Annotated in this window: 23 protein-coding genes and 1 riboswitch; of the genes, 12 read left to right on the top strand and 11 right to left on the bottom strand. The window is 52.9% G+C overall.

Annotated features, from left to right (window positions below; all coding sequences use genetic code 11):
- Window positions 1-52: 52 nt before the first annotated feature.
- From AC4G46_RS31720 to AC4G46_RS31705, 4 genes are all read left to right on the top strand, one after another.
- Complete coding sequence (locus tag AC4G46_RS31720) at window positions 53-1222, top strand: cobalamin-independent methionine synthase II family protein (RefSeq protein WP_491126132.1); 1170 nt, start codon at window positions 53-55, stop codon at window positions 1220-1222.
- Window positions 1223-1374: 152 nt separating this feature from the next.
- Window positions 1375-1596: a helix-turn-helix transcriptional regulator gene (locus AC4G46_RS31715; RefSeq protein ID WP_491126131.1), complete on the top strand. Its 222-nt coding sequence runs from the start codon at window positions 1375-1377 to the stop codon at window positions 1594-1596.
- Window positions 1580-1888 (top strand): hypothetical protein, encoded by a 309-nt coding sequence (locus tag AC4G46_RS31710; RefSeq protein ID WP_491126130.1) that lies wholly within the window; start codon window positions 1580-1582, stop codon window positions 1886-1888. The genes AC4G46_RS31715 and AC4G46_RS31710 overlap by 17 nt, the downstream gene beginning before the upstream one ends.
- A gap of 47 nt (window positions 1889-1935) precedes the next feature.
- Window positions 1936-2130, top strand: coding sequence for a DUF4177 domain-containing protein (locus AC4G46_RS31705; protein WP_491126129.1), 195 nt, complete (start codon window positions 1936-1938; stop codon window positions 2128-2130).
- Window positions 2131-2276: 146 nt separating this feature from the next.
- On the opposite strand, the gene AC4G46_RS31700 is transcribed toward AC4G46_RS31705, so the two are convergent.
- From AC4G46_RS31700 to AC4G46_RS31680, 5 genes are all read right to left on the bottom strand, one after another.
- Window positions 2277-3815 carry a response regulator gene (locus AC4G46_RS31700; RefSeq protein WP_491129023.1) on the bottom strand — a complete coding sequence of 513 codons (1539 nt, stop codon included), beginning with the start codon at window positions 3813-3815 and terminating at the stop codon, window positions 2277-2279.
- A gap of 6 nt (window positions 3816-3821) precedes the next feature.
- On the bottom strand, window positions 3822-5660 hold the full coding sequence (locus AC4G46_RS31695; RefSeq protein ID WP_491126128.1) for a sensor histidine kinase: 1839 nt from the start codon (window positions 5658-5660) through the stop codon (window positions 3822-3824).
- Between the two features lie 136 nt (window positions 5661-5796).
- A complete protein-coding gene (locus AC4G46_RS31690) occupies window positions 5797-7467 on the bottom strand; it encodes an extracellular solute-binding protein (protein ID WP_491126127.1) in 1671 nt (556 codons plus the stop codon).
- A 24-nt stretch (window positions 7468-7491) separates the two neighbouring features.
- Window positions 7492-8376 carry a carbohydrate ABC transporter permease gene (locus AC4G46_RS31685; RefSeq protein ID WP_068729482.1) on the bottom strand — a complete coding sequence of 295 codons (885 nt, stop codon included), beginning with the start codon at window positions 8374-8376 and terminating at the stop codon, window positions 7492-7494.
- Window positions 8377-8391: 15 nt separating this feature from the next.
- Entirely contained in the window at window positions 8392-9288 is an 897-nt protein-coding gene (locus AC4G46_RS31680; RefSeq protein WP_231576380.1) for an ABC transporter permease, read from the bottom strand.
- A gap of 175 nt (window positions 9289-9463) precedes the next feature.
- Between AC4G46_RS31680 and AC4G46_RS31675 the strand changes: the two genes are divergently transcribed.
- Entirely contained in the window at window positions 9464-10207 is a 744-nt protein-coding gene (locus tag AC4G46_RS31675; protein ID WP_491126126.1) for a glycoside hydrolase family 16 protein, read from the top strand.
- Window positions 10208-10263: 56 nt separating this feature from the next.
- Window positions 10264-10416 (top strand): hypothetical protein, encoded by a 153-nt coding sequence (locus AC4G46_RS31670; protein WP_491126125.1) that lies wholly within the window; start codon window positions 10264-10266, stop codon window positions 10414-10416.
- Between the two features lie 39 nt (window positions 10417-10455).
- On the opposite strand, the gene AC4G46_RS31665 is transcribed toward AC4G46_RS31670, so the two are convergent.
- Window positions 10456-10611 carry a hypothetical protein gene (locus AC4G46_RS31665; protein ID WP_491126124.1) on the bottom strand — a complete coding sequence of 52 codons (156 nt, stop codon included), beginning with the start codon at window positions 10609-10611 and terminating at the stop codon, window positions 10456-10458.
- 68 nt (window positions 10612-10679) lie between these two features.
- Here AC4G46_RS31665 and AC4G46_RS31660 point away from each other — a divergent pair, with 68 nt between their 5' ends.
- Window positions 10680-11174, top strand: a complete 495-nt coding sequence (locus AC4G46_RS31660; protein ID WP_491126123.1) for a hypothetical protein — start codon at window positions 10680-10682, stop codon at window positions 11172-11174.
- 126 nt (window positions 11175-11300) lie between these two features.
- On the opposite strand, the gene AC4G46_RS31655 is transcribed toward AC4G46_RS31660, so the two are convergent.
- Complete coding sequence (locus AC4G46_RS31655) at window positions 11301-12386, bottom strand: GntR family transcriptional regulator (RefSeq protein WP_491126122.1); 1086 nt, start codon at window positions 12384-12386, stop codon at window positions 11301-11303.
- A gap of 259 nt (window positions 12387-12645) precedes the next feature.
- Between AC4G46_RS31655 and AC4G46_RS31650 the strand changes: the two genes are divergently transcribed.
- The 5 genes from AC4G46_RS31650 to AC4G46_RS31630 all read left to right on the top strand — a co-directional run bounded on the left by AC4G46_RS31650 (window position 12646) and on the right by AC4G46_RS31630 (window position 19791).
- On the top strand, window positions 12646-14259 hold the full coding sequence (locus AC4G46_RS31650) for a xylulokinase (protein ID WP_491126121.1): 1614 nt from the start codon (window positions 12646-12648) through the stop codon (window positions 14257-14259).
- Between the two features lies 1 nt (window position 14260).
- Window positions 14261-14956 carry an L-ribulose-5-phosphate 4-epimerase gene (locus tag AC4G46_RS31645; RefSeq protein ID WP_068729466.1) on the top strand — a complete coding sequence of 232 codons (696 nt, stop codon included), beginning with the start codon at window positions 14261-14263 and terminating at the stop codon, window positions 14954-14956.
- A gap of 54 nt (window positions 14957-15010) precedes the next feature.
- Entirely contained in the window at window positions 15011-16438 is a 1428-nt protein-coding gene (araA, locus tag AC4G46_RS31640) for an L-arabinose isomerase (protein ID WP_491126120.1), read from the top strand.
- A gap of 382 nt (window positions 16439-16820) precedes the next feature.
- Window positions 16821-18041, top strand: coding sequence for an MFS transporter (locus tag AC4G46_RS31635; protein WP_491126119.1), 1221 nt, complete (start codon window positions 16821-16823; stop codon window positions 18039-18041).
- Window positions 18042-18186: 145 nt separating this feature from the next.
- Window positions 18187-18266, top strand: a riboswitch (glycine riboswitch).
- 139 nt (window positions 18267-18405) lie between these two features.
- Window positions 18406-19791 (top strand): amino acid permease, encoded by a 1386-nt coding sequence (locus AC4G46_RS31630; RefSeq protein ID WP_491126118.1) that lies wholly within the window; start codon window positions 18406-18408, stop codon window positions 19789-19791.
- Window positions 19792-19869: 78 nt separating this feature from the next.
- Here the strand turns inward: AC4G46_RS31630 and AC4G46_RS31625 are convergent, their stop codons facing one another.
- Genes AC4G46_RS31625 through AC4G46_RS31610 form a run of 4 tightly spaced genes read right to left on the bottom strand, consistent with a single transcriptional unit; the run spans window position 19870 to window position 23849 of the window.
- Entirely contained in the window at window positions 19870-20685 is an 816-nt protein-coding gene (locus tag AC4G46_RS31625; protein WP_491126117.1) for an ABC transporter ATP-binding protein, read from the bottom strand.
- A complete protein-coding gene (locus AC4G46_RS31620) occupies window positions 20685-21722 on the bottom strand; it encodes a FecCD family ABC transporter permease (protein WP_491126116.1) in 1038 nt (345 codons plus the stop codon). The genes AC4G46_RS31625 and AC4G46_RS31620 overlap by 1 nt, the downstream gene beginning before the upstream one ends.
- Entirely contained in the window at window positions 21719-22759 is a 1041-nt protein-coding gene (locus AC4G46_RS31615; RefSeq protein WP_491126115.1) for a FecCD family ABC transporter permease, read from the bottom strand. Before AC4G46_RS31615 ends, AC4G46_RS31620 begins: the two co-directional genes overlap by 4 nt.
- Window positions 22752-23849 (bottom strand): iron-siderophore ABC transporter substrate-binding protein, encoded by a 1098-nt coding sequence (locus AC4G46_RS31610; RefSeq protein WP_491126114.1) that lies wholly within the window; start codon window positions 23847-23849, stop codon window positions 22752-22754. Before AC4G46_RS31610 ends, AC4G46_RS31615 begins: the two co-directional genes overlap by 8 nt.
- Between the last annotated feature and the right edge of the window lie 190 nt (window positions 23850-24039).

Here is a 24039-nt window from a genome sequence, read left to right as displayed (position 1 = left end):
ACAATCACAGCACGAAGAACTTGATGCGAGCATAACGGAGGAGGATTTTATCATGTGTAATAAATTTCAAATTGTAGGCAGCCTGTTACGGCCATCGGAACTGTTAAAATATAAAACGCAGATTGAGCACCGGGATGATATCAGCTATCCGTTTTATGAGGACTTTGCGGGCTATGAGAATTGCGAGGCTGCGGCGATTAAGGATGTAGTGAACAAGGAAATTGAGCACGGCCTGTCGGTAATTACGGACGGCGAGTATTCCAAATCGATGTGGCATCTGGATTTTATGTGGGGCTTTGAAGGTGTTGAGCGTTACATCGCGGATCATGGGTACTTTTTCCGGGATACAGACGGCACTTCGAAGTATGAGACGCGCAAGGATATCGGCCTGCGGATTACAGGTGAGCTGAGCGGGAAGAATCATCATTTTATCAAAATATTTAAAGAGTTCCAGGAGCATGCCGGTGATCGCGAAACGAAGCTGTGTGTCCCATCGCCGTCGCATATTTTTGGAGAACTGTCCTGGTCTGACAACATTGGCGGCAAGGATGCCGTTTACAAGAACAGACAAGAGCTGAAGGACGGCCTCGTTAAAGCGTATAAGGAATTTGTAGGCGAATTTGCGGCTACAGGCGGAAAAATCATTCAGTTCGACGACTGCCTGTGGGAGCTTTTTGCAGATGATAACCCGAACTCCCCGTATACCGGCGAAAATATCAATCAGGAGGAAGTACAGGCGCTGGCCACTGAATTCATTGATATTAACAACACCGTGATTGATTACGGTCATAGCCTGGGGCTGAAGGTATGGACGCACAACTGCCGCGGCAATTATGACTCCCGTAATATGGGCGGGGGCTCGTACGTTAAGATTGCCAACCTGTTCCTGAAGCAGCTGAAGTATGACCGCTTTTTCCTGGAGTGGGATGATGATCGTGCGGGTTCGCTTGAGGCGCTTGCTGTCTTCAAGGATCGCCCGGATACCGAGATTGTACTCGGTCTGCTGTCCTCCAAGACCAATACGCTTGATGATGAAGAGCGGGTAGTCAGACTGCTGAATGAAGCAGCGGCGATTATTGATAAAGACCGGCTGTACCTCTCCCATCAATGCGGATTTGCCTCCTGCGACGGCGGTAATGAGCTGACGGAAGACGAGCAGTGGGCGAAAATCAATCAAGGGCAGCGGATTGCCAAGCAATATTGGCAGACCCAGTCTGTATAGATAATGAAAGGGCCTATTCCATCCATAAGGAGGAATAGGCCTTTTTGATTATCGGAAAAAAGGTTATTTATAAAAAAAAGTAAAGGGAACTTTACATTTGAATAAAATGGAATTATGATATTAAAAAGAATAAATACTAAGGAATGGTAAATATGGGAGTTGATGATTTTCATCTAAAACATCATATTATTGAGTTGCGTAATGAGAGGAGCTGGACGCAGCAGCAATTGGCAGATGCTCTGAAGGTCAGCCGGCAGACGGTAATTTCTATTGAGAAAAACAAATATATGCCATCCCTAAAGCTGGCTTTCCGCATAGCTGAAGTTTTTCAGAAAAGCATCTATGATGTGTTTGATTATGAAGGGCGGGATTAAAATGAGCTCTCTTTCTCAGGTGAACTCTATCCTTGCAGGTTTAGGGTTTATAGCATTTATAGGAATTGTAATTTGTGTTGCAAAGGTTCGGGATGAGCGGGGAATCTACATTTTAAACAAATTTTTTAAAGTTATGTTTCTTGTCTTATGCAGCAGTTATTCACTAATCATATTTATTGGTTCTTGGGTAGACCTGAGTTATGAGTTGTATAGAAATATGGTCACAATGCTGTTTTCATTGTCCATCATAGCTGGTTTTTTTATCTGGATCGGTTTGTGGAAACAGAATTAACGATGGAATCAGCTAAGAAAAATGCCAAGACGGAGGAGGAATAAAGGATGTACAAGTACGAATATAATTATGTGTCAATTTCTGTAGGAATAATGAGCGGTAAAGTGAAGGAGGACTTTAGGGCAGTGATTGACCGCCATGCAGCGGATGGCTGGAAACTGCATAGTATTGTTCCTCTGCCTTTACTGGCTGGCGGGCAAGCATCTACGCTGGAGCTCATATTTGAACGGATAAAAGAATAGTCTGTTAATTGAGCCCTCAACTTGGTGTCAAGGCGGGGGGCTCTTTGATGCTTTCTGCTATTCCGGCCCCGTGAATAGAACGGCCTTAACCCAGCGTTTCGCTGGTGTAAGGCCGTCTTTTTGTATTGTCCGGGGAAAAGCGTCCGCTACCCCTGCTTGCGCCGCACCATCTGCCGGTACTCCGTGGGCTGCATGCCCATGACCTCGCGGAAGGCGCGGGTGAAGCTTTTGTAGCTTTCGTAGCCGACCAGCGGTGTGATCTCGACGATCTTGTACTCTGTTTCGGCCAGGAGACGGCGCGCCTTATCCAGCCTGACATCGCGCAGGTATTCAGCGAAGCCCTTGCCGACGTTTTTCTTGAACAGGTTGGAGAAATAAGCGTAGTTCAGCGACACATGGTTGGACACCATCGCAAGATCCAGCGGCTTGTGGTAATTCTCATGGATGAAGCGGATCGCCTCGTTCAGGTCCTGGGAGTTGCGGTAGCTGCACTTGAATTCGTGATAGAACTGGCTCAGCCGCAGCATCTGCTGCTGGAGCGCCTGAATATATTCGCGGATGCCCGGATGATCATAGAGGTTGCGCAGCGGATCGATATCCAGCGCATCCTCGCCCATGTAGGGGCGAATTACCCACTCGTACTCCTCCAGCATCTGCACCACCGCCCGGCACAGCCGTTCTGTATAGCCGATGTGATAGCGCTGCAGTACATTTTTATGAAAAAGCATAGAGATGCCTTCGGCGATCCGGCTGCCGCTATCCGCTCCGATGAACCGGAACAGGGCGTACAACTCCTCATGGGGGAGCTGCCACTGCTGCACCAGCCCGGCCGTTTTTTCCGGCAGAATGCAGCGCAGCTCAGGAAACAGATAGCTGTGCTTATGCAGCTCCTGCACTTCGGTGTAGGCAGCGGGCAGCGCCTTTAAGCCCTGCTGCGGCCCGGTTATGGCAGCTGTCGCCGCGATCTGCGCAGCCTTAAGCGCCTCAGGCAGCTTTCCCGTATCTGCGGCGGCATCTACCGCCAGAATCAGATGCGGGCGGCGCTGCAGGCAGATGCAGCCTCCGCTGCCGTACACGCTGTAGGCGAGCGACTCCATGCTGTGGGCGCTGCTCGCGCCCGGCTGGTTGATCCGCCGCTCCTCGCTGAGCAGGCATAGCCGGTAGCTGGCCCACAGCTCCGGATGATGCTGCTCCGTTCTATTAATCCACGCCTCGTCGTAGGCCGAGCCCTGCATGTACAGGCTCAGCTCCTTGCGGTCCGTCTCCCGGGCCATCCGGGAGAGCTGCTCCATATCGCGGGACAGCGCCTGCCGGGTCATGACCTCCTGCCATACATGCTCCACCGAGGCCTGCAGGTCCTCACGGTTTACGGGCTTGAGCAGATAACCCTTTGCTCCCAGTCCGATCGCCTTCTGGGCATAAGCGAAATCGCCGTAGCCGCTGATAATCAGGTAATCGACGGTCAGCTGCTCCTCCCGGGTCCTTGCCATCAGCTCAAGGCCGTCCATATCGGGCATGCGGATGTCAGTAATGACAAGCTGGATGCTGTGCCGGCGGAGCAGCTGCAGCGCCTCAATACCGTTAGCCGCGCTATAGATACTGTCCGGCTGCTGCGGGAACTGGCTCACCATCGCCTGCAGCCCGTCGCGGATATGCTTCTGGTCGTCCACAATCAGCAGGTTCATCAACTTCTACCATCCTCCCAGATTGACTTGCTCCCAAGGCAAACGTATGGTGACACTGGTGTGGGCACCCTGTACACTTTCAATCGAAAGCCCGCTGCCTTTGCCGTAATGCAGCTGCAGCCGTTTATGCACATTCGCCAGCCCCAGCCCGTTGCGGCTGGCGACAATCGGCCGGTCGGACTCATCGGCCATTTCCTCCTGCAGGCGGCTGAGCGTCTGCGGATCAATGCCGGTGCCGTTGTCACGGATTTCAATCAGCAGCATGAAGCTGTTCTCCACGCTTACGTTCATTTCGATGGCTACGCTCCCTCCCGGCGGCGCCGCATGATGCACGGCGTTCTCCACAATGGGCTGCATGCACATTTTGGGGATCGGGTAGCGCAGCACCTCTGGCAGAAGGTCGGCCCGCAGCTCAAAGCTTGTGTTCTCCATAAAGTTAATGAAGCGGATATAGCTGTGAATATTGGCCAGCTCATCCCTGAGGCTGACGGTGTCTCCACGCCACTGCATGCTGTAGCGCAGCAGTGAGCCAAGCGATACCAGCGCTCCGGCGATCGCCGGCTGCCGTTCCACCTCTGCCCGCATCCGGATCGATTCCAGCGCGTTATACAGGAAGTGGGAGTTGATCTGCGAGTGCAGCGAATGGAGCTGCGCATTCTTGGCGATCAGCTGCTTATCAACCACCTGGGTCATCAGCCGCTGGATTTCGTCCAGCATGCTGTTATAGCTGACGGCGACATAATCAATTTCGTCCCCGGGATCACTGTCGCTAAGACCGGTATGAATCTTGGCATCCAGCTGGCCCTGACGCACCTTGCGCATAGAGGCCAGCACCATTTCCAGCCGACGGAAGATCCGCCGGGTCATATAGGAGATCATCACCATCATCATCAGCAGGACGCACAAGGTGATAGCCACCACAAGAAAATACCAGTTCCGCGGCCCCTTCATCAGCTCCTGATGGGAGGTGATGTCGACGATATAGGCGTTCAGCGGTGCGATGTACCGGTACAATGCATAGTAGGTCTGATCGCCGGAAGTGATCTGAACGGGTTCATCGTGCTGCAGTACATCCAGCCGGCTGTGCACGCGGGTGAGAATATCGTCCAGCTGCCCGTCTGCTACGAGAGCTGAGGCATGTGCGGCATTATATACGCTGCGGGAAGGCTGGCTTCCGTCCATAACGACGGAGAAAAAGCTGCCGTCCCTCTCCTCCAGTAAATCGCTGAAAATGGCGCTGTGCCGGGCCCGGATCTCCATAATAGTCGGCCGTTCATTCTGCTTGCCCTGAAGCCGGACCAGTCTGTAGTAAGATAAAGTGTGTTCCCCCTCCTGCAGGGAAAATAAGCGGAATGCCGCCCCGTTCTCCTCGCGCAGCGTCATCCAGTAATCCTGCGGCCAGAACCGGTCATAACGGTAGATCTCCGGCCATATTTCATGCAGGCCGGGGTTATCGACATAGAAGCTGAGCTGGCTGACCAGATCATAGCTCTGAATAATATTGTGCATCTGCTCATACTGGTTCTGCCGGAACTTTACCAGCTGCAGACCGTCAGCCTGCATGTCAGAGTGAATGAAATCCACGAAGCCCTTCTGGGTCAGTGCGGTTGAGGAAGCGTTCTCAAGCATCGTCAGCCGGCTGCGCAGCTGCCCCTCCAGGCGGGACACATGACTGCTGCCCTCGGCCATGGCATCCTTATACAGCTGGGCTTCCTGCGTGCGGATGAACAGAAAGGATATAACAATGGCCGGGATCGCTATCATCAGGCTGAAGGCCAGAAACAGCTTCTGTGAGATCCGTGAATTGCGGTAAAGCTTCCTTATTGTTGTCTGTACGGCCTTCATTCCCATACCTCCCCATATTTGTAATATACCATGTATTACAAAAATACAGGCAGGTAATCAGCAAAATGCACCTGTTCGGGGCCTCTGCATAAGCAGGCAATACCGGCCGCCCCCGGGCAGCCGGCATCTCTATCAATTAATTCGCCATTTTGGTCTTCCGCGCATCCAGCTCAGCCTGGCGGAATTCCACCACCTGCTGGAAGCCATATTCGTCACGGCGCTCCAGGAAGCTTGCAAACACCTTGTCAAAAGCAGCCTCATCCTTGGCCGTAATCAGCTCCGGCAGCACTTCTTCCCAGTTCTGCGAAATCCGCGACCAGGCTACCGCAACTTCGGAATCGCCCAGCGGGTCAAGGCCCTTATAAATGCCGCTGTCGATATCCGCCTGGGCATTAGCAAAGTCCTCCATCTGCTTGATTACCGGAGCTTTTTCCGGTCTCCACTGGTTCACAATAACCGGGTTACGCATCATCCAGTACGTATCCAGCACACCATATTGCTTCTCCAGTGTTTCGATATCACTTGCAATCAGGTTCACCATATCTGCTTTCAGCTGAGGCTTGCCGTCCACGGTCTCCCACGTTTCGCCTTCCTTGCCGAGGAACAGATCCTGCTGCCCCTCTTCGCTGGCGAGATAGGTCAGGAAGCGGATCGCCCGTTCCGGATTTTTGGTCGATTTGCTGATCATTGTGACCATCCAGCCGTCCATGTTGCCGGGGAACAGCTTGGCGCTGTCGCCCTTGCTGTTCTGCGGGCCGTCTACAGCGATATAGTAGGAGTCCGGGTTGGCGCTTGCAGCCAGCAGCGGATTCACCGCCGTCATGCCGGTCCATTCACGGATCATCATGAAATAGCGGGCATTGTTCGTTTTCTCCTCCACCTGTGTATCGGAATCCACGAGGAAGTCGACATTGATCAGTCCGCGCTCGTAAGCGGTGCGGAAGGTTTTCAGCCAGGTGAGGTATTCGGGATCGGTTACGCGGTCATACACCTTGCCGTCTTTTTCATGCGGGACAGCGAGCAGATTCTGCAGATACTCAGTCATCCCGTAAGGCACATTCCCCTGGGCAAAAAACGGGCTCATCGGCTGCCCCTTATATTCAGGATACTTATCCTTCAGCAGCTGTAATGCGCCAAGGAAGCCTTCCGGTGTGCTCAGGTCCGGGCTGCCCATTTCCTCATACAGGTCCTTGCGCACCAGGAAGGTCTGATTGGCCGCCGTCATGCCGGTCTCATGCATCAGATTCGGGCTATAGGAATCATTCGGAACCCCGTAGGTGTTGCCGTTCTCCTGGCGGTACCATTTCAGCGTGCCGTCGCCGGCTACTTTGTAGAAATAAGGATCGTACTGGTCGGCCAGCTCATTCAGGGCGAAGACGTGATCGCCTTCCCAGAGCTTTTTGACAGCGGTTTCCCAGGAGCCCATGGAGATGAGGTCAGGCAGCTGGCCGGAGGTCATCATTAGGGTGATATGCTCATTTGCTTCGCCGGAAGGCACTTCAAGCTTAACATTGACGCCGGTTTTCTCCGTAACGTATTTCGAGGTTAGGCTCTCCCCCCAGGAATGGGCGTACCAGTTGGCCCCGACGAACCAGGTCAGGTCAATCGGGCTTGTGTCCAGCTTCCAGGCTGGCTCATCGGGATTCATTGTAGCTTCTTCCTGCGGTGCAGTAGTAGCGTCAGCCGGAGGTGCCGCCGTCGGTGCGCTTTCGTTATTGGCGGAATTGCCGCTGCAGGCGGCCAGGGACAGCGCGAGCATCGCCGTCAGCAGCAGGGTCAGACTTCTTTTAACGGATTTATGCTTCATTAGAAGATCATCCTTTCGGTTTGGTTATCCCTTGATTGCGCCGATCATAACCCCTTTGACCAGATAACGCTGAATGAAGGGGTAGAACAGCAGAATCGGCAGTGTAGCGACCATCATGGAGGCGAATTTGATCGAGTTGCCGGGCAGCCTTGCCCCGAACTGGGCCATCGCCTGCTGCTGCATGAACGACATGGAGTTTTCGGCGATGATTTTGTACAGAATCGTCTGCAGCGGCAAAATATCCTGCGAACGGATATAAATAACGCCCTGATAATAGTCATTCCAGTGATAGACGGCCGAGAACAGCGAGATGGTAGCGATTACAGCCATACTGTTGGGCAGTACAATCCGGAACAGCACACCATAGTCCGATGCCCCGTCCACCTTGGCCGACTCCTCCAGACTATCAGGAATGGTGCGGAAGAAGCTCATAAAGATCACCATATTGAAAAAGCTGTACATGCCGGGAATGACGAACACCCAGAAGTTATCATAAAGCCCCAGCTTCGTCATCAGAATAAACGTAGGAATGAGTCCGCCTGAGAAAAGCATGGTCACCAGGGCTACCTTCATGTACACCTTGCGTCCGATCAGCGTCGTCTTGCTCAGGCCATAGGCGATAATGGCGGTGAACAGCACATGTGCCGCCGAGCCGATTATGGTGCGCAGCGTGGTGATCAGGAAGCCGTTCATCATCGTCTTATCATTAAAAACAACACTGTAGCTGGCCAGCGACAGCTGCTCCGGGAACCAGTTGACGGTGCCCAGCAGCGCCTGCTCCGGCGCGTTAAGCGAGTTAATCAGTACGAACCACATCGGGTACAGCGTCAGAAAGCATACCCCCAGCATCAGCAGGGTGTTGCAGACTTCGAATACACCGATGCTCCTTAAGCCTGTGCGTCTTTTCACCGGTCTGCCCCCTTTCTAGAAGATACTGTCCCCGGTCAGTTTTTTGGATGTCTGATTCGCCATGAACAGCAGCCCCAGCGCCACGATGGAACGGGCAAACAGTACAGCTGTGGAGAAGGAATGCCGCCCTGACACAAGCCCCATGTTATAAATGTACAGGTCGAGGCTTTCCGCCATTTTCATGTTCATGTTGTTTTTCAGCATAAAAATCTGTTCAAAATTACTGCCCAGAATACCGCTCACCGCGAGAATGAACAGGATGGCAATTGTCGGACGAATACTTTGCACGGTAATATGCCACATCCGCTGCCAGCGTCCTGCACCATCAAGCTCAGCGGCTTCATATAAACCGGGATCAATGCCCGAGATAGCCGCAATGTAGATAATGGCACTCCAGCCTGTTTCCTTCAGCGTATCGGTAAAGAAAGTAATCCACCAGAAATATTTGGCATCACTGTTAAACAAAATTTCCCGGTCCTGCAGCCCGATGGCCATCATCAGCTGATTGATTACACCGCCTTCGCCCAGCCAGTTGAGCGCAATCCCGCCAAAGATCGTCCACGCGATAAAATGCGGCAGATACGATATGGTCTGCACCGTACGCTTGAAGCGCAGGCTGCGGATTTCATTAAGCAGCAGCGCGAACAGAATCGGAATCGGGAAGCCTAGGATCAGCTTGATGCTGCTCATCCCCAGCGTATTGCGGATCGAACGCCAGAACCGGTCATCGCTCACGAAGGCCTCGAAATGCTTCAGCCCGACAAACGGTGACTCAAGCATGGGCTTCGCGATACTGTAGTCCATAAAGGCGATAACGAGCCAGAACATCGGAAGATAACAAAAAATAACCATCCAGACAATGCCCGGAATAACCATACTTTGCAGCTGCCATTGCCTAAAAAACGCTTTCATTTGTTCCCCCCGGAATCGAAACATGTCTTTTGTCCCTCCCTTCCTTTTCATCGTAAGAAAAAAGACGCAGGAAAAAAAGGCCACCGTTTTTGCCGCCATCCCAATTTTTTGGATTCCGATATGCGTGTTCCGAAATGCAGTATGCTGTGTTTACATGAGAGGAGTGTGCCAAGCGATGAGCAAGCTGGTGTGGGAGCAGGATTTTGTAAAGAACGGGGGCGATCTCAGCCTCTGGAACATCCGGACGGGCAATGATCTGCTTGACCTGAATGATAAGCCCGTCTATCCGGGCTGGGGCAATAATGAGCAGCAGTTTTATACAGGCCGTGACGATAATCTCTACTTTGACGAGCAAGGGCTGAACCTTAGGGCATGCCGTGAAAAAATAGAGCAGGACGGGCGGAGCTTCAGCTACACCTCAGCCCGGCTTGATACAAGAAACCATTTCTCCTTCTGCTATGGAAAATTAGTTATCCGCGCCAGGCTGCCCGTCGGGCAGGGTCTATGGCCGGCCATCTGGTTGATGCCGCAGGATTATGCCTACGGCCCGTGGCCGGCGTCCGGCGAGTTGGACATGCTGGAGGCCAAGGGCCGCCTGCCCCGGCAGATTGCCGGTACGCTGCACTATGGCAAGGATCTCGACAGCAAGGTAGTCGAGGAATTTACCCACGAGCTTGCGGACGGCACGATCAGCCAGTTCCGTGATTACGGCCTGGAGTGGAGCGCCGATTCCATCCGCTGGCTGGTGGACGGCCACTGCTTCGCCGAGCGCCGGCTGGAGCCCGGCATGCCGTTCGACCAGCCGTTTTATCTAATCCTTAACCTGGCTTTGGGCGGCTGGTACGACAACAATGTGGCGGTGGATGAGGACAGCCTGCCGGGGGTGATGACGGTGGCTGGGATCTGGCTGTATGAGTGAGGCCGGTGGCCGAAAGGAAAGGCAAAAGTGCCTCTGATTTCGGCCCATACGGCCAAATGGCCGAAAGGAAAGGCAAAAGTGCCTCTGATTTCGGCCCGGAAGGCCAAATAGCCGAAATAAAGGGCAAAAGTGCCTCTGATTTCGGCCCATACGGCCAAATGGCCGAAAGGAAAGGCAAAAGTGCCTCTGATTTCGGCCCAGACGGCTAAATAGCCGAAAGGAAAGGCAAAAGTGCCTCTGATTCCGGCTCAGAAGGCCAAATAGCCGAAATGAAGGGCAAAAGTGCCTCTGATTCCGGCCTCGACGGCCAAATAGCCGAAATAAAGGGCAAAAGTGCCTCTGATTTCGGCCCATACGGCCAAATGGCCGAAAGGAAAGGCAAAAGTGCCCTTATTTCGGCCCATACGGCCAAATGGCCGAAAGGAAAGGCAAAAGTGCCTCTGATTTCGGCCCAGACGGCTAAATAGCCGAAATGAAAGGCAAAAGTGCCTCTGATTTCGGACCGGACGGCCAAATAGCCGAAAGGAAAGGCAAAAGTGCCTCTGATTTCGGCCTCGACGACCAAATGGCCGAAATAAAGGGCAAAAGTGCCTCTGATTTCGGCCTCGACGGCCAAATGGCCGAAATGAAGGGCAAAAGTGCCTCTGATTTCGGCTCAGACGGCCAACTAGCCGAAAGGAAGGGCAAAAGTGCCTCTGATTTCGGCTCAGAAGACCAAATAGCCGAAATGAAAGGAAAAAGTGCCTCTGATTCCGGCTCAGAAGGCCAAATAGCCGAAATGAAGGGCAAAAGTGCCTCTGATTTCGGCCCGGACGGCCAAATAGCCGAAATGAAGGGCAAAAGTGCCTCTGATTTCGGCCCAGACGGCCAAATGGCCGAAATAAAGGGCAAAAGTGCCTCTGATTCCGGCTCAGAAGACCAAATGGCCGAAATGAAGGGCAAAAGTGCCTCTGATTTCGGCTCATAGGGCCAAACAGCCGAAATGAAGGGCAAAAGTGCCTCTAATCTCGGCGCTACCATCCCCGGGCTTGCATGGCCCAACCAAAAAGGTACCCAACCGGGTACCTTTTACACTTCTCTGCATATCAAACCCTCACTCCAGCTCCCGCACCGTCTCCCCCTCCACCAGCACCGGCTGATAGTAGGTGCTGTTCCGCAGATCCTTTTTGCCCTGCAGCTTCTTGATCACCCATTCGGCGGCGTCGCGGCCCATCTGCTCCTGCGGGTGGGTCAGGGTAGTCAGCTTAATATTTGCATTCTTGGCAATGTAGGAATTGTCCTGGCCGATGATCGACAGGTCTTCCGGAACGGAGATGTCCAGCTGGCGGCACACATTGACGGCTTCCAGCCCGACCTCATCGTTGTAGCAGACGATGGCCGTCAGCATCTCTCTATTTTCGCTCAGGAATTTCTTGAGGCTATCGGACAGCTCCTGCTTCGTCTCGGTATCAAAGGACAGCACCTGCTCCGGGTGGAACCGTAGCTTCGCTTCGCCGAGCGCCTTAATGTAGCCCTTCATCCGGTACTTGCCCTGCAGGTCATCCATCTTGGCAATGATGCCGATCTGGGTATGGCCCTTGGAGATCAGCTCCTTGGTAGCCAGATAACTGGACTGCACATCATCGAGGCAAAAGAACGGCACCTCCAGCTCCTCATAATACGCATTGATCATGATGAACGGCACGTCCTGCTCTTTGAAGGAGAGGTAGTAGGCGATGTTAGGGTTGTACAGGTTACTCTTGGTCGGCTCAACAATCAGGCCATCTACACCAAAGGACAGCATCATCTCCAGCGCCTTCTTCTCCTGGGCAACATCATTATTAGTGCTGGCCAGCAGCAGCGAATAATTATCCTCATTCAGCCGGCCCTCAATCCCGCGAATAATAGAAGGAAAGATGTAATCGGAGATGTACGTGGTAATGACCCCGATCGTCCGTTTGCTGGAGCCGCCTGCCGCTTTGGAGCGGAACTGGCTGCTGACATAGGTGCCGGAACCCTTTTCGCTGCGCAAAAAACCTTCATTAGACAGCTCCAGAATTGCCTTGCGCACCGTCTGCCGGCTGACATTGTACGTCTCCTGCAGGGCCAGCTCGGTCGGAATCTGCTCCCCTACACTGTAGGCTCCGGAAAGAATATTGCTTTTTATATCATCAAAAATAATCTGGTATTTCGTCTTCATCGGACTCACTTCTTTCGAGGTAGTTCAGAACGGAATGTAAAGCTTATGTTAAAGTTGTACGTACATATTGTAACACAGATATTATCTTATTATAGTCTATGAGCGCATATGTATAAACACAAACTAAATTTGTATGTATATATTACAAGTTGTATTGACAAATGTACGAACAAAAAATATACTGGAGCTGTTAAAGGGAAGCGCCTTCTTTTTATTGTTAAAATTATAACAGGTTGGCTTAGGGAGGAGTAACGTGGGCATGGATCAGAACATCAGGCAAGCGATACTTGAGGGAGGAACCTCACTGGGTATCGAATTTGGGTCCACACGTATCAAGGCGGTACTGATTGACCAGAAGTTTGAGACAGTTGCCTCCGGCAGCTATGAGTGGGAGAACCAGCTGGTTGACGGATACTGGACGTATGATTTGAATGATATCATCAAGGGCCTGCAGACTGCCTACAGTGAATTGAAGCAGGAAGTACAGCAGAAATACGAAGTCACCCTGAGCAAGGTGGGGTCGATCGGATTCTCGGCCATGATGCACGGATATATGGCTTTTGACAGCAAGGGAGAGCTGCTGGTTCCGTTCCGGACCTGGCGTAATGCGACAACCGGGGCTGCGGCCAAGGAGCTGACTGAAGAGTTTCAGTTCAACATCCCTGAGCGGTGGAGCATTGCCCATCTGTATCAGGCAATTCTTAACAAGGAAGAGCATGTGCCGAACATTGATTTTATAACGACGCTGGCCGGGTATATTCACTGGCTGCTGACCGGCACGAAAGCGATCGGCATCGGCGATGCTTCGGGGATTTTCCCGATTGATGAGGCGGCGCAGGATTACAATCCGGCAATGGTGAAGCAGTTCGACGAGCTGACAGCAGCCAAGGGCTACTCTTTGAAGCTGGGTGAGCTGTTGCCAAAAGTGTATCATGCAGGCGAGCAGGCAGGCGTGTTAACTGAAGACGGGGCTAAGCTCCTGGACGTGTCCGGGGATCTGCAGGCGGGAATTCCGCTGTGCCCTCCTGAGGGTGATGCCGGAACAGGCATGGTCGCTACCAATAGTGTAAGAAAACGCACCGGTAACATCTCTGTAGGTACCTCCGTATTCGCGATGATCGTGCTCGAGAACGATCTGTCCGCGGTGTATCCGGAGATTGATATGGTTACCACGCCGGACGGAAGTCCGGTAGGGATGGTGCATGCGAATAACTGCTCCAGTGACATCAACGCATGGGTCGGCCTGTTCCGTGAGTTTGCGGAGGCTATGGGCATCGAGGCGGATTCCGGCAAGCTGTTCAGCGTGCTGTTTGGCAAAGCGCTTGAAGCGGATGCCGACGGCGGCGGTCTGCTGAGCTACGGATATTTTTCCGGGGAAAATATTACAGGTATCGAGAAGGGACGCCCGCTGTTCGTCCGCTCGCCTGAGAGCCGCTTCAATCTGGCTAACTTTATGCGTACGCATTTGTTTACCGCTTTTGCCGCGCTGAAGATCGGGATGGACATCCTCACCAAGAAAGAGAATGTCGCTATCGACAGCATTCTGGCGCATGGCGGCCTGTTCAAAACTCCGGTAGTCGGACAAAAGATCGTGGCTGCCTCGATGAACGTACCTGTCTCCGTAATGGCAACAGCCAGCGAGGGCGGGGCCTGGGGGATGGCGATTCTGGCCGCGTTCATGCAGAACAGGGAGCAGCAGGAGCGTCTGGACGATTTTCTCGATAACAAGGTATTTAAGGATACGGAAGGTCAGGTCATTCATCCGGATGCAGCTGACGTTAAGGGCTTTGAGCTCTTTATGGAGCGGTATGTGGAAGGACTGGCGATTGAGCAGGCTGCTGTAGATCATCTGGTAGAGAACGGGAGGGGTTAATGTGTTAGAGCAACTGAAGGAAGAGGTATTCCAGGCCAATCTGGACCTGCCTAAGCAAGGACTTATCAAGTACACCTGGGGCAATGTGAGCGCGGTTGACCGTGAGAAGGGCCTGTTCGTCATTAAACCAAGTGGAGTCAGCTATGAGAAAATGAAAGCCAGCGATATGGTCGTTGTCGATTTTGACGGTAACGTTGTAGAGGGTGATCTCAGACCTTCCTCGGATACACCGACCCATGCTGTGCTGTATAAGCATTACAAGGAAATCGGCGGCATTGTGCATACGCACTCCATGTGGGCGACCGTCTGGGCCCAGGCCGGGCTTGATGTTCCGGTTATGGGAACCACACATGCTGATACGTTCTATGGAGCGGTGCCTTGTACCCGGTTCCTCACTCAAGAGGAAATTGACCGCGGCTATGAAGCAGAAACAGGCCATGTGATCATCGAGACGTTTGAGCAGCGCGGCATTGATATTATGGCGGTTCCCGGCGTATTGCTGAAGGGCCATGGACCATTCACCTGGGGCAAGGATGCCCACTCCGCCGTTATGAACAGTGTGGTGCTGGAGGAAGTGGCCAAGATGAACCATTTCGCGCGTGAGCTGAACCATTTTGCCGAGGAGCTGCCGCAGCGGATTCTGGATAAGCACTATCTGCGCAAGCACGGCAAGGATGCTTACTACGGCCAGAAATAATATTGGGTACGGATTAGCCTACCATCACAATTTAAGAGAAGAGGATGAATATAAATGACAACAGTTAGTGACAAGCAGTTCTGGTTCGTTGTTGGATCTCAGCATCTGTACGGAGAAGTAGCTCTTGGAGAAGTTAAAGCCCACGCCCAGGAAATGGTTGATGCCCTGAATAACAGCGGCGTTCTGCCTTACCCGCTCGTGCTGCAGCAGGACCTGGCAGTTAGCGCGGACAAAATCACTTCTATTATGAAGGAAGCTAACTACCGTGACGAGGTTGCGGGTGTAATCACCTGGATGCACACCTTCTCCCCGGCCAAAATGTGGATCCGCGGCACCAAGCTGCTGCAGAAGCCGCTTCTGCACCTGGCTACCCAGTACAATGAGAGCATTCCTTGGGCAACCATCGACATGGATTTCATGAACCTCAACCAGGCTGCGCATGGTGACCGTGAGTACGGCTTCATCAACGCCCGCCTCAAGAAGCAGAACAAAGTGGTAGTAGGCTATTGGCAACGCCCTAATGTCCAGAAGCAGATTGCTGAGTGGATGGATGTTGCGGTGGCTTACAACGAAAGCTTCAACATCAAGGTTGCCCGCTTCGGCGACAACATGCGCAATGTAGGGGTTACTGAAGGCGATAAAGTAGAAGCGCAGATCCAGTTCGGCTGGACCGTTGACTACTTCGGCATCGGCGATTTGGTTGCTTATGTAAACGAAGTAACGGAAGAAGAGATCAATGCCCTGTTCGCTGAATATGCAGAGCAGTACGATTTCGATTACGGCAACTACAGCAAGGAAGCATGGGAAGCAAGCGTTAAGGTTCAGGCCAGCTACGAAATCGCCCTGAAGCGTTTCCTGGATAACGGCGGCTACAATGCGTTCACATCGAACTTTGAAGACCTGCACGGCATGAAGCAGCTTCCGGGTCTGGCGGTACAACGCCTGATGGCGCAAGGCTACGGCTTCGCTGGCGAAGGCGACTGGAAAACCGCAGCTCTTGACCGCCTGCTGAAGGTAATGGCCCACAACGTAAACACCGGCTTCATGGAAGATTACACATATGAAATGGCAGAAGGCCAGGAAGCGATTCTGCAGTCCCACATGCTTGAGGTTGATCCAAGCCTGGCAAGCAACAAGCCGAAGGTTCTTGTATCACCGCTCGGTATCGGCGACCGTGAAGATCCGGCCCGCCTTGTATTTGACGGCAAAGCCGGCGAAGGCGTCGTTGTATCGATGGCTGACTTTGGTACACACTACAAGCTGCTGATCAATGAAGTGGAAGCATTTGAGCCAGAGGTTGCAGCTCCTAACCTTCCTGTAGCGCGTGTTCTGTGGAAGGTTAAGCCTAACTTCCAGGACGGAGTGAAGGCCTGGATCGAGAACGGCGGCGGCCACCACACCGTGGTTTCCCTGAACCTGACTACCGACCAGATTGTCAGCTATGCTAAGCTCGTAGGATTGGAATATGTAATTATTAAATAATGCAGTCATAATTGAAGGGCGGGTAAGCGGTAGCTTATCCGCTCTTTTTTGGCGTTTTTAGGTTTGACAGTTTTTACTGCCGATGGTAAGATACGGCTAACTATGAAAAGGAGGCTTGCGGCTATGACCCCATCCATGCGCTTGAGATGAGTACCCGAAAGAGCAAAATTCACCGTTAAGGTGGGCTTTTTTGGGTTGCTTATCTATACGTATGGACATAGGCCGTAATCCTGACGGTTTATATGCAGAGCCTTATTTGGCTATGCCCTGTTCCGACACGTAAAGCAAGCAGACTCAAGCCCACTGGACTTGAGTCTGTTTTTTGATTAACGGCTTGGCTGCTTGAGATATGAAATCCATTTACTTTTGGGAGGTACAAATTATGAATCATATGCACTGGAAGAGGACATTCGCCTTCATCTTCAGCGGCCAGATCTTTTCGATTCTGACTTCATCGATGGTGCAGTTCTCTATTATCTGGCACTTAACAGAAACGACAGGGTCGGCCTCCGTGCTGATGATTGCCGGACTCGTCGGCTTCCTGCCTCAGGCCATCCTGGGACCGTTCATCGGCGTCTGGCTGGACCGCTGGAACCGCAAACTGACCATGATCATCTCCGACAGCATGATTGCTGTCACCAGTCTGATTCTGGGCGCTTATTATCTGTGGGGCGACCCGAGCCTGTGGGTCGTATATGTCGTGCTGTTCATCCGCTCCGTAGCCTCCTCGTTCCACGCGCCGTCGTTCCAGGCAGCTGTCCCGCTGATTGCCCCGGAGGATCAGCTGACCCGGGTGGCAGGCTGGCAGCAGATGGTCTTCTCCGCTTCCAGCATACTGGGACCCGCGCTGGGTATCGCCGTATATTCGGCAACATCGCTGGGAACGGTGCTGCTGCTTGATGTAGCGGGAGCGCTGATTGCAAATGTCATGCTGCTGATGGTGAAGATTCATCAGCCGAAGCCGGAGGTGGTGCAGGCACCCTCGTTCCGGCAGGAGTTCATTCTCGGCTGGAGGACCTTTGTTTCCTCTAAGCCGATCGTATTTATCACCATTGCCATGGCCGGCTTCAGTATCGTTTTTATGCCGCTGGCCATGCTGTTCCCGCTGATGACGCTGGAGCACTTTGGCCGAGGCGGATACAGTGCAAGTATCATAGAGGCGGTATTCGGCATCGGCATGATCCTGGGCGGTGTGCTGCTGTCCGTACTGGGCTCGAAGTGGCGTGACTCCACCTATATGAGCGTAAGCCTTGTTATTATCGGCCTGACCTGCCTGCTGAGCGGGGTTGTCGGCAGCGGAGCCTTTGTAGCCTTTGCCGTGCTGTCGTTCTTCATGGGTGCTGCTGCGCCGCTGTTCAACGGCCCCTATATGGCCATGATCCAGAAGGCTTACGAGCCGGAAACGTTGGGGCGTGTAATATCGCTCGTCTCCAGCATGGGTATGTTGTCTTCGCCAATCGGGCTGGCTCTGGCCGGGCCGGTCGCTGACCGGTATGGAGTACAGGTGTGGTTTTTCTGGTCAGGCATTGTTGTAGCGCTGATCGGTATCGTTGTTTTTCTCAAGTTCTACGGGAAGGCCGGAGAAGAACAGGTACAGGGCTAGGCTGTAAGGATAAAATTGGTATTGAGACTTTTTTCACAGCCCGGATACTCACATCGCGAGTAATATGTTAGAATATTAAAATGCATTAACGCTTCACCAACTTAATACGCTACAGGCTATGAATGCTATGGATCACACTATAGCAGGAGCAGCTTCTGGAGAGACTGCGGGTTACCGCAGCGCCGAAGGGTTCACAATCTCAGGCAAAAGGACAGAAGAGTACTGAATATTTATCTGCCTTGCGGGCTGCTGCCCGCAGGGCGGATAGTGTTTGATATTCTTATGAGCCGGGAGATTGGATGATAGTATCCAGTCTCTTTTTTTATTGGCAGCAACAGGCTGTAATCATAAGGGGGAAACAGGCATGGCAGAGTTAAAAAGAGAGCTGGCCAACCGGCACGTTCAGTTAATCGCAATCGGAGGAACAATTGGAACAGGATTATTCCTGGGATCAGGGCGGGCAATCGAAAAGGCGGGGCCGTCGATCATGTTCACTTATCTGATTGTAGGGATCGCTGTATTTTTTGTTATGAGGGCACTGGGGGAGCTGCTGCTGTCCAAGGCGGGGTACCAGTCCTTTACAGATATCGCTGAGGATTATTTAGGGCCGAAGGCCGCTTTTGTCACAGGCTGGACCTACTGGTTCTGCTGGATTATGACGGCGATGGCCGATGTCATTGCAGTAGGGGTCTATGTGCAGTACTGGTTCGATATTCCGCAGTGGGTACCAGCGGTGATCTGTCTGATTATTCTGCTGGGGCTTAACCTGCTGACCGTCAAAAGCTTCGGCGAGCTGGAGTTCTGGTTCGCACTGATCAAGGTAGTAACGATTCTTGCCCTGATCGGGCTCGGCATTGTGCTGCTCGTCATGGGCTTCAAAACAGATGCAGGAACGGTAACGGTCCGCAATCTGTGGCAGCACGGCGGGGTGTTCCCGAACGGCATCACAGGCTTCCTCTTCTCGTTCCAGATGGTCGTGTTCGCTTATGTCGGTGTAGAGCTGGTAGGGGTGTCGGCGGCAGAAACGGCTGATCCTGAGAAAAATATCCCGTCAGCGATCAACAAAATCCCGCTGCGGATTCTGTTCTTCTACGTAGGCGCGCTGTTCGTTCTGCTGTGTGTTAACCCGTGGACTCAGCTTAGTCCTGCCGAAAGCCCGTTTGTCAGAACCTTCAGCCTGGTCGGCATTCCGATTGCTGCGGGAATTATCAACTTCGTCGTATTGACCTCCGCCGCATCGGCCTGCAACAGCGGAATGTTCTCGACCAGCCGGATTCTTTATAATCTGAGCCGCAAAGATCAGGCCTCAGCCCGGTTCGGCAAGCTGAACAAAAATTTTGTACCTGCCAACTCGTTGTTTGTGTCTACGCTGGTAATCTCGGCAGGGGCGCTGCTGAGCAAGCTGGTTCCGGAGCAGGCCTTCGGCATTGTAACTACGGTCAGCGCCATCTGCTTTATCTGGGTCTGGGGCGTCGTGCTCGTATGCCATATCAAATATAAGAAGAACCGCCCGGACCTGCAGGCAGCCTCCAAGTTCAAGGCACCGTTCACCCCGGCAGTTAACTATATTGTTCTGGCGCTGTTTGCGGCAATTCTGATCATTATGCTGATTGCCGAGGAGACCCGTCCGGCGCTGCTGTTCACTCCGGTTTGGTTCATTCTGCTATTCATCCTGTATTCGGTGAGAAGCAGGAAGCAGAAGAGCAGCCAGGAGATCAGTATTAAGACTGAGGCAGGGAACCAGATCTAGCCTTCCTTCGGAACACAAATAAAACCACTCCGTTAACCGGGGTGGTTTTTAATTTGCATAATAAGCGGTGTACGCTTTTTAAGGAACAGGCACATAATCCGCATGATAACGGCCCTTAGGCACGATCATCGGGGAGCCGGCAACCGGGTCCTTGATTACCGCACAGTCCAGTCCAAAGATGTCTTTGACCAGGGTGCTCGTAATCACTGTATCCGGCGTGCCTTCAGCGACCAGCTTGCCGGAATGAAGGGCAAAGATATGGTCCGCATACCGGGCGGACAGGTTGATATCATGCAGCACCATGACGATGGTAGTGCCGTGCTTGCGGTTCAGGTCTGTCAGCAGATCCAGAATCTCGACCTGGTAGGTGATATCGAGGAACGTTGTCGGTTCATCGAGGAACAGGATATCGGTCTGCTGCGCCAATGCCATAGCGATCCAGACACGCTGGCGCTGGCCGCCGGACAGCTCATCAATATGATGATTGGCGAACTCCGTAATCTTCATAATCTCCATCGCTTCGGCAACGGCCGCGTAGTCCTTTTTACTCCAGCTGCCGAAGAGCGACTGATGCGGGAATCTTCCGCGTCCGACGAGATCGGCGACGGAGATGCCTTCCGGCACAATCGGTGATTGCGGCAGCATCCCGACTATGCGGGCCAAAGGCTTAGAGGCGATTTTGGCAAGCGGCTTTCCGTCAATTGTGATGGCACCGGAGGAAGGCTTGATTAACCGGGCCATCGTTTTGAGCAGCGTTGATTTGCCACAGCCGTTCGAGCCGATAATGACGCTGATCTTGCTGCTCGGCAGCACGAGGCTGACATCCTGAATGACTGTTTTATTCTCATAGCCTGCTACGAGGCGTTCAACTTGAAAAGTATGCGCCTGATTCATTATAGTTCTCCCTTCCGGTTCATCTGGATCAGCAGGTAAATCAGATATGGTGCTCCGAGCAGTCCGGTAATGACGCCGACCGGGAATCTGGTTACGAAGGCAAACTGTCCGATCAGATCTGCAGCCAGAACCAGAACAACGCCGACAAGTCCTGCCGGAATGACGCCGGAGAAGCCGACGCCGACCATTCTTTTGGCTATTGGTCCGGCAAGGAAGGATACAAAAGCGATCGGGCCCGTTGTAGCGGTGGCAATCGCAATCATGCAAACCGAGGCTACAATAAGCAGGATTCTCGTCCTGTCGGTCTGCACACCGAGTGAGGATGCTGATTGCTCCCCGAGCTCCAGTATATCCAGATGCTTGCCCAGCAGGGCAATAACAGGTGCACAGATGAATACGGTAATCACAAGCGGCGGCAGCTCGCTCATCTGCGAGCCGTTAAGACTGCCTGTCAGCCAGCGGATAGCGGTAGGGACATCCTTCTCCGAGCTAATCAGCAGAAGATAGGAAATCACCGCATCCAGCATCGCCTGTACGCCAATTCCGACCAGGATCAGTCGCCCGATGGAGAAGGTTCTTCCTCTGGACAGGATATAGATCAGAATGACAGTAGCCAGACCGGCAAGGACAGCGGCCAGAGAGACGACAGCTCCGCCGGCATGAAGGATAACAATACAGAACACTGCAGCCGCACTGGAACCGGACGTAATCCCGATGACGTTCGGGTTAGCCAGCGGGTTACGCAGCATGGTCTGAAACGTATAGCCCGCGACGCCAAAAGCAAACCCGGCAAACAGGCCGGCCAGCATCCGCGGCAGACGGATTGTACTCACAGCAAAGGAGACGCCTTTAATCTGCTCTCCCGAAAGGGCCCGGATTACCTCCGAAAGCGGATAAATGGTATTTCCGAGCAGCAGCATAGCTATACAGAGCGCACAGGCAAGGACGCCTAAAAGGCTCGTAACCAGTATCCAGCGGCGGTGTCTTTGCCGTCTGCCGGCCATGATAAATTCGGTTGAAGGAAGATGATTTGTCATAAGGACCGCACTTTCGATCTCATAGCTAATATGATTAATATCGGTGCTCCGATGAACGCTGTTACAACACCGACTTCAAGCTCTCCGGGGCTGCCGAGCAGCCTGCCGCCGACATCGGCTACGGTCAGAATAATAGCTCCGGCAATCGCCGACATGGGAATGACAAAACGCAGATCAGGACCTAGAATAAGGCGGATTACATGGGTGGATAGAAGGCCGATAAAACCGATCGGGCCTGCAAGCGCCGTTGTTGCACCGCAAAGGACAACCCCTGCGAGAGCGGCGGTAAACCGCAGAAATCCTGTCTTGACACCGAGTCCGGTGGCGACATCATCGCCCAGGGCCAGCGCATTCAGCGCAGGCGCTGTCAGCACGGCAATCAGCATGCCGGCGATCAGAAAAGGGATGAAGGTGGAGATGTTATCCCAGCTTCCTGAACCGACGCTGCCTACCTGCCAGAACCTGAATTTATCCATAACATAGGAACGCGGGATCATGATGGCAGTGACGAGAGAAGAAAGGGCCGCGCTCGTCGCAGCACCCGCCAGAACGAGCTTAATGGGGGTGGCTCCGCCACGCCCTATTGAACCTATTCCGAATACGAATACTGCGGTAAGCGCAGCTCCGGCCAAAGCCAGCCAAATGAATTGGCTGGCTGAGCTTATGTTTAGAAAGGCAATACCGCACACTACGAATAAGGCAGCGCCGGTATTAACTCCCAGTATACTCGGGTCCGCAATAGGATTGCGGGTGACCGATTGCATAAGCGCCCCGGATACGCCGAGCGCTGCACCGCAGAATAAGCTGAAGACCGTCCGGGATATCCGCTTACGGACTACGTTGGCTCCGAAGGACTGCACGTCCGGATGAAATAAACCGTCGAGCAGCTCTCTTAAGCTGGTCACACGCGAGCCGAGGGCCAGCGAGGCAACAATGCATAAGCCAAGCAGAATGAAGCAGATGATCAGGACCAGCGTGAAATTCCGCGGTGTATGCAGGGCTGGCTTCTTGTATTCAGAAGTTTCCTGATTATTCATTTACTTTATCAAGTGCTCCGCCGATCAGCTTCAGATATTCATCGATAGTGTAGGCGATAGGCAGCGGGTTAGGCGTTCCGGCAGCAACAAGCGGTGTATCGCTGTCGATGAAAGCAACGGAACCGCGCTCAATCGCAGGGATTTTGCCCAGCAGGGAATCTGCCTGGAGAGCCTTCAGCAGTTCGTCATTGCCATATCCGATAATCAAATCTGCATCGTTGAGTGCTTCTACGTTCTCGGCGCTCAGGCTCAGAGAGTAGCTTGTCGGATCCGTAATCTGGCTGGTGATGCTTTCCGGATATTCCATTCCCAGCTCGTACAGGAAGGAGACGCGGGAATCAATTGGCGCATAGATATGCAGCTTGGACAGGTCGTCAGCGGAGAAGTTAACCCATACGACTTTTTTGCCGGCGATTTGCGGATAGGCAGTCAGCTTTTCTTTTACCAAGTCCTCGGTATCCTTGATCAGCTGCTCGCCTTCGGCCTTCATGCCCATGCCTTCAGCAATCAGGTTAACCTGCTCACGCCATGTGGTGGTCCAAGGGGAAACCGGGTAAGCGACCACCGGAGCGATCTGGCTCAGTGTGTCGAAGTCTTCTTGTGTGATGCCGGAGTAAGCGGCAAGAATGACGTCCGGATCAGCATCGGAGATCGCTTCGAAATCAAGGCCGTCTGTATCCTGGAATACGTTCGGATCGGTTACGCCCAGCTCGTCCAGCTTCTGTTTGGTCCAAGGGAGTAATCCGCTGTCGTCCTGAACGCCGAAGTTTGCTGCCGAGAAGCCCACTGGAACAACACCCAGCGCGAGGGCAACGTCCTGATTACCCCATTGAATGGTAACGACACGTTCAGGCTTGCTTTCGATTACAGCTTCACCCAGCGCCGTTTTGATTGTGATCGGATATTGAACGGCATCTGTAGCAGCAGGGGCTTCGGTAGCCGCCGGTGCAGTAGTTGCCGCAGCGTTCGTAGGGGAAGCAGCGTTGTTTGATGCATTGTTGTTACCGCAGCCTACCAGCGCAAGTGTTAGCGCAAGCGGAGCAAGCAGTGTTCTGAAAGTTAACCTTCGTGTTGTGTTCATGTGTTTCATTAGTGTGACCCCATCCTTTATGTAGTGTATTTAACAATACTTGATAACGATTCTCATTATCGAACAATATATATGGATTTACCGGAAGTGTCAATAAAAAAGTGGTAAATTAAATTTGGATTGATGGCATTTATGACAGATTTAAGTTGTCAATATCAACTGCAGCATTTAGCTCCGGCTGTCCGGACAT

The organism is Paenibacillus sp. fava2, from assembly GCF_058313675.1.
Note: the sequence above shows the minus strand (reverse complement) of the source record. Positions and strands in the feature narration are given on the sequence as shown.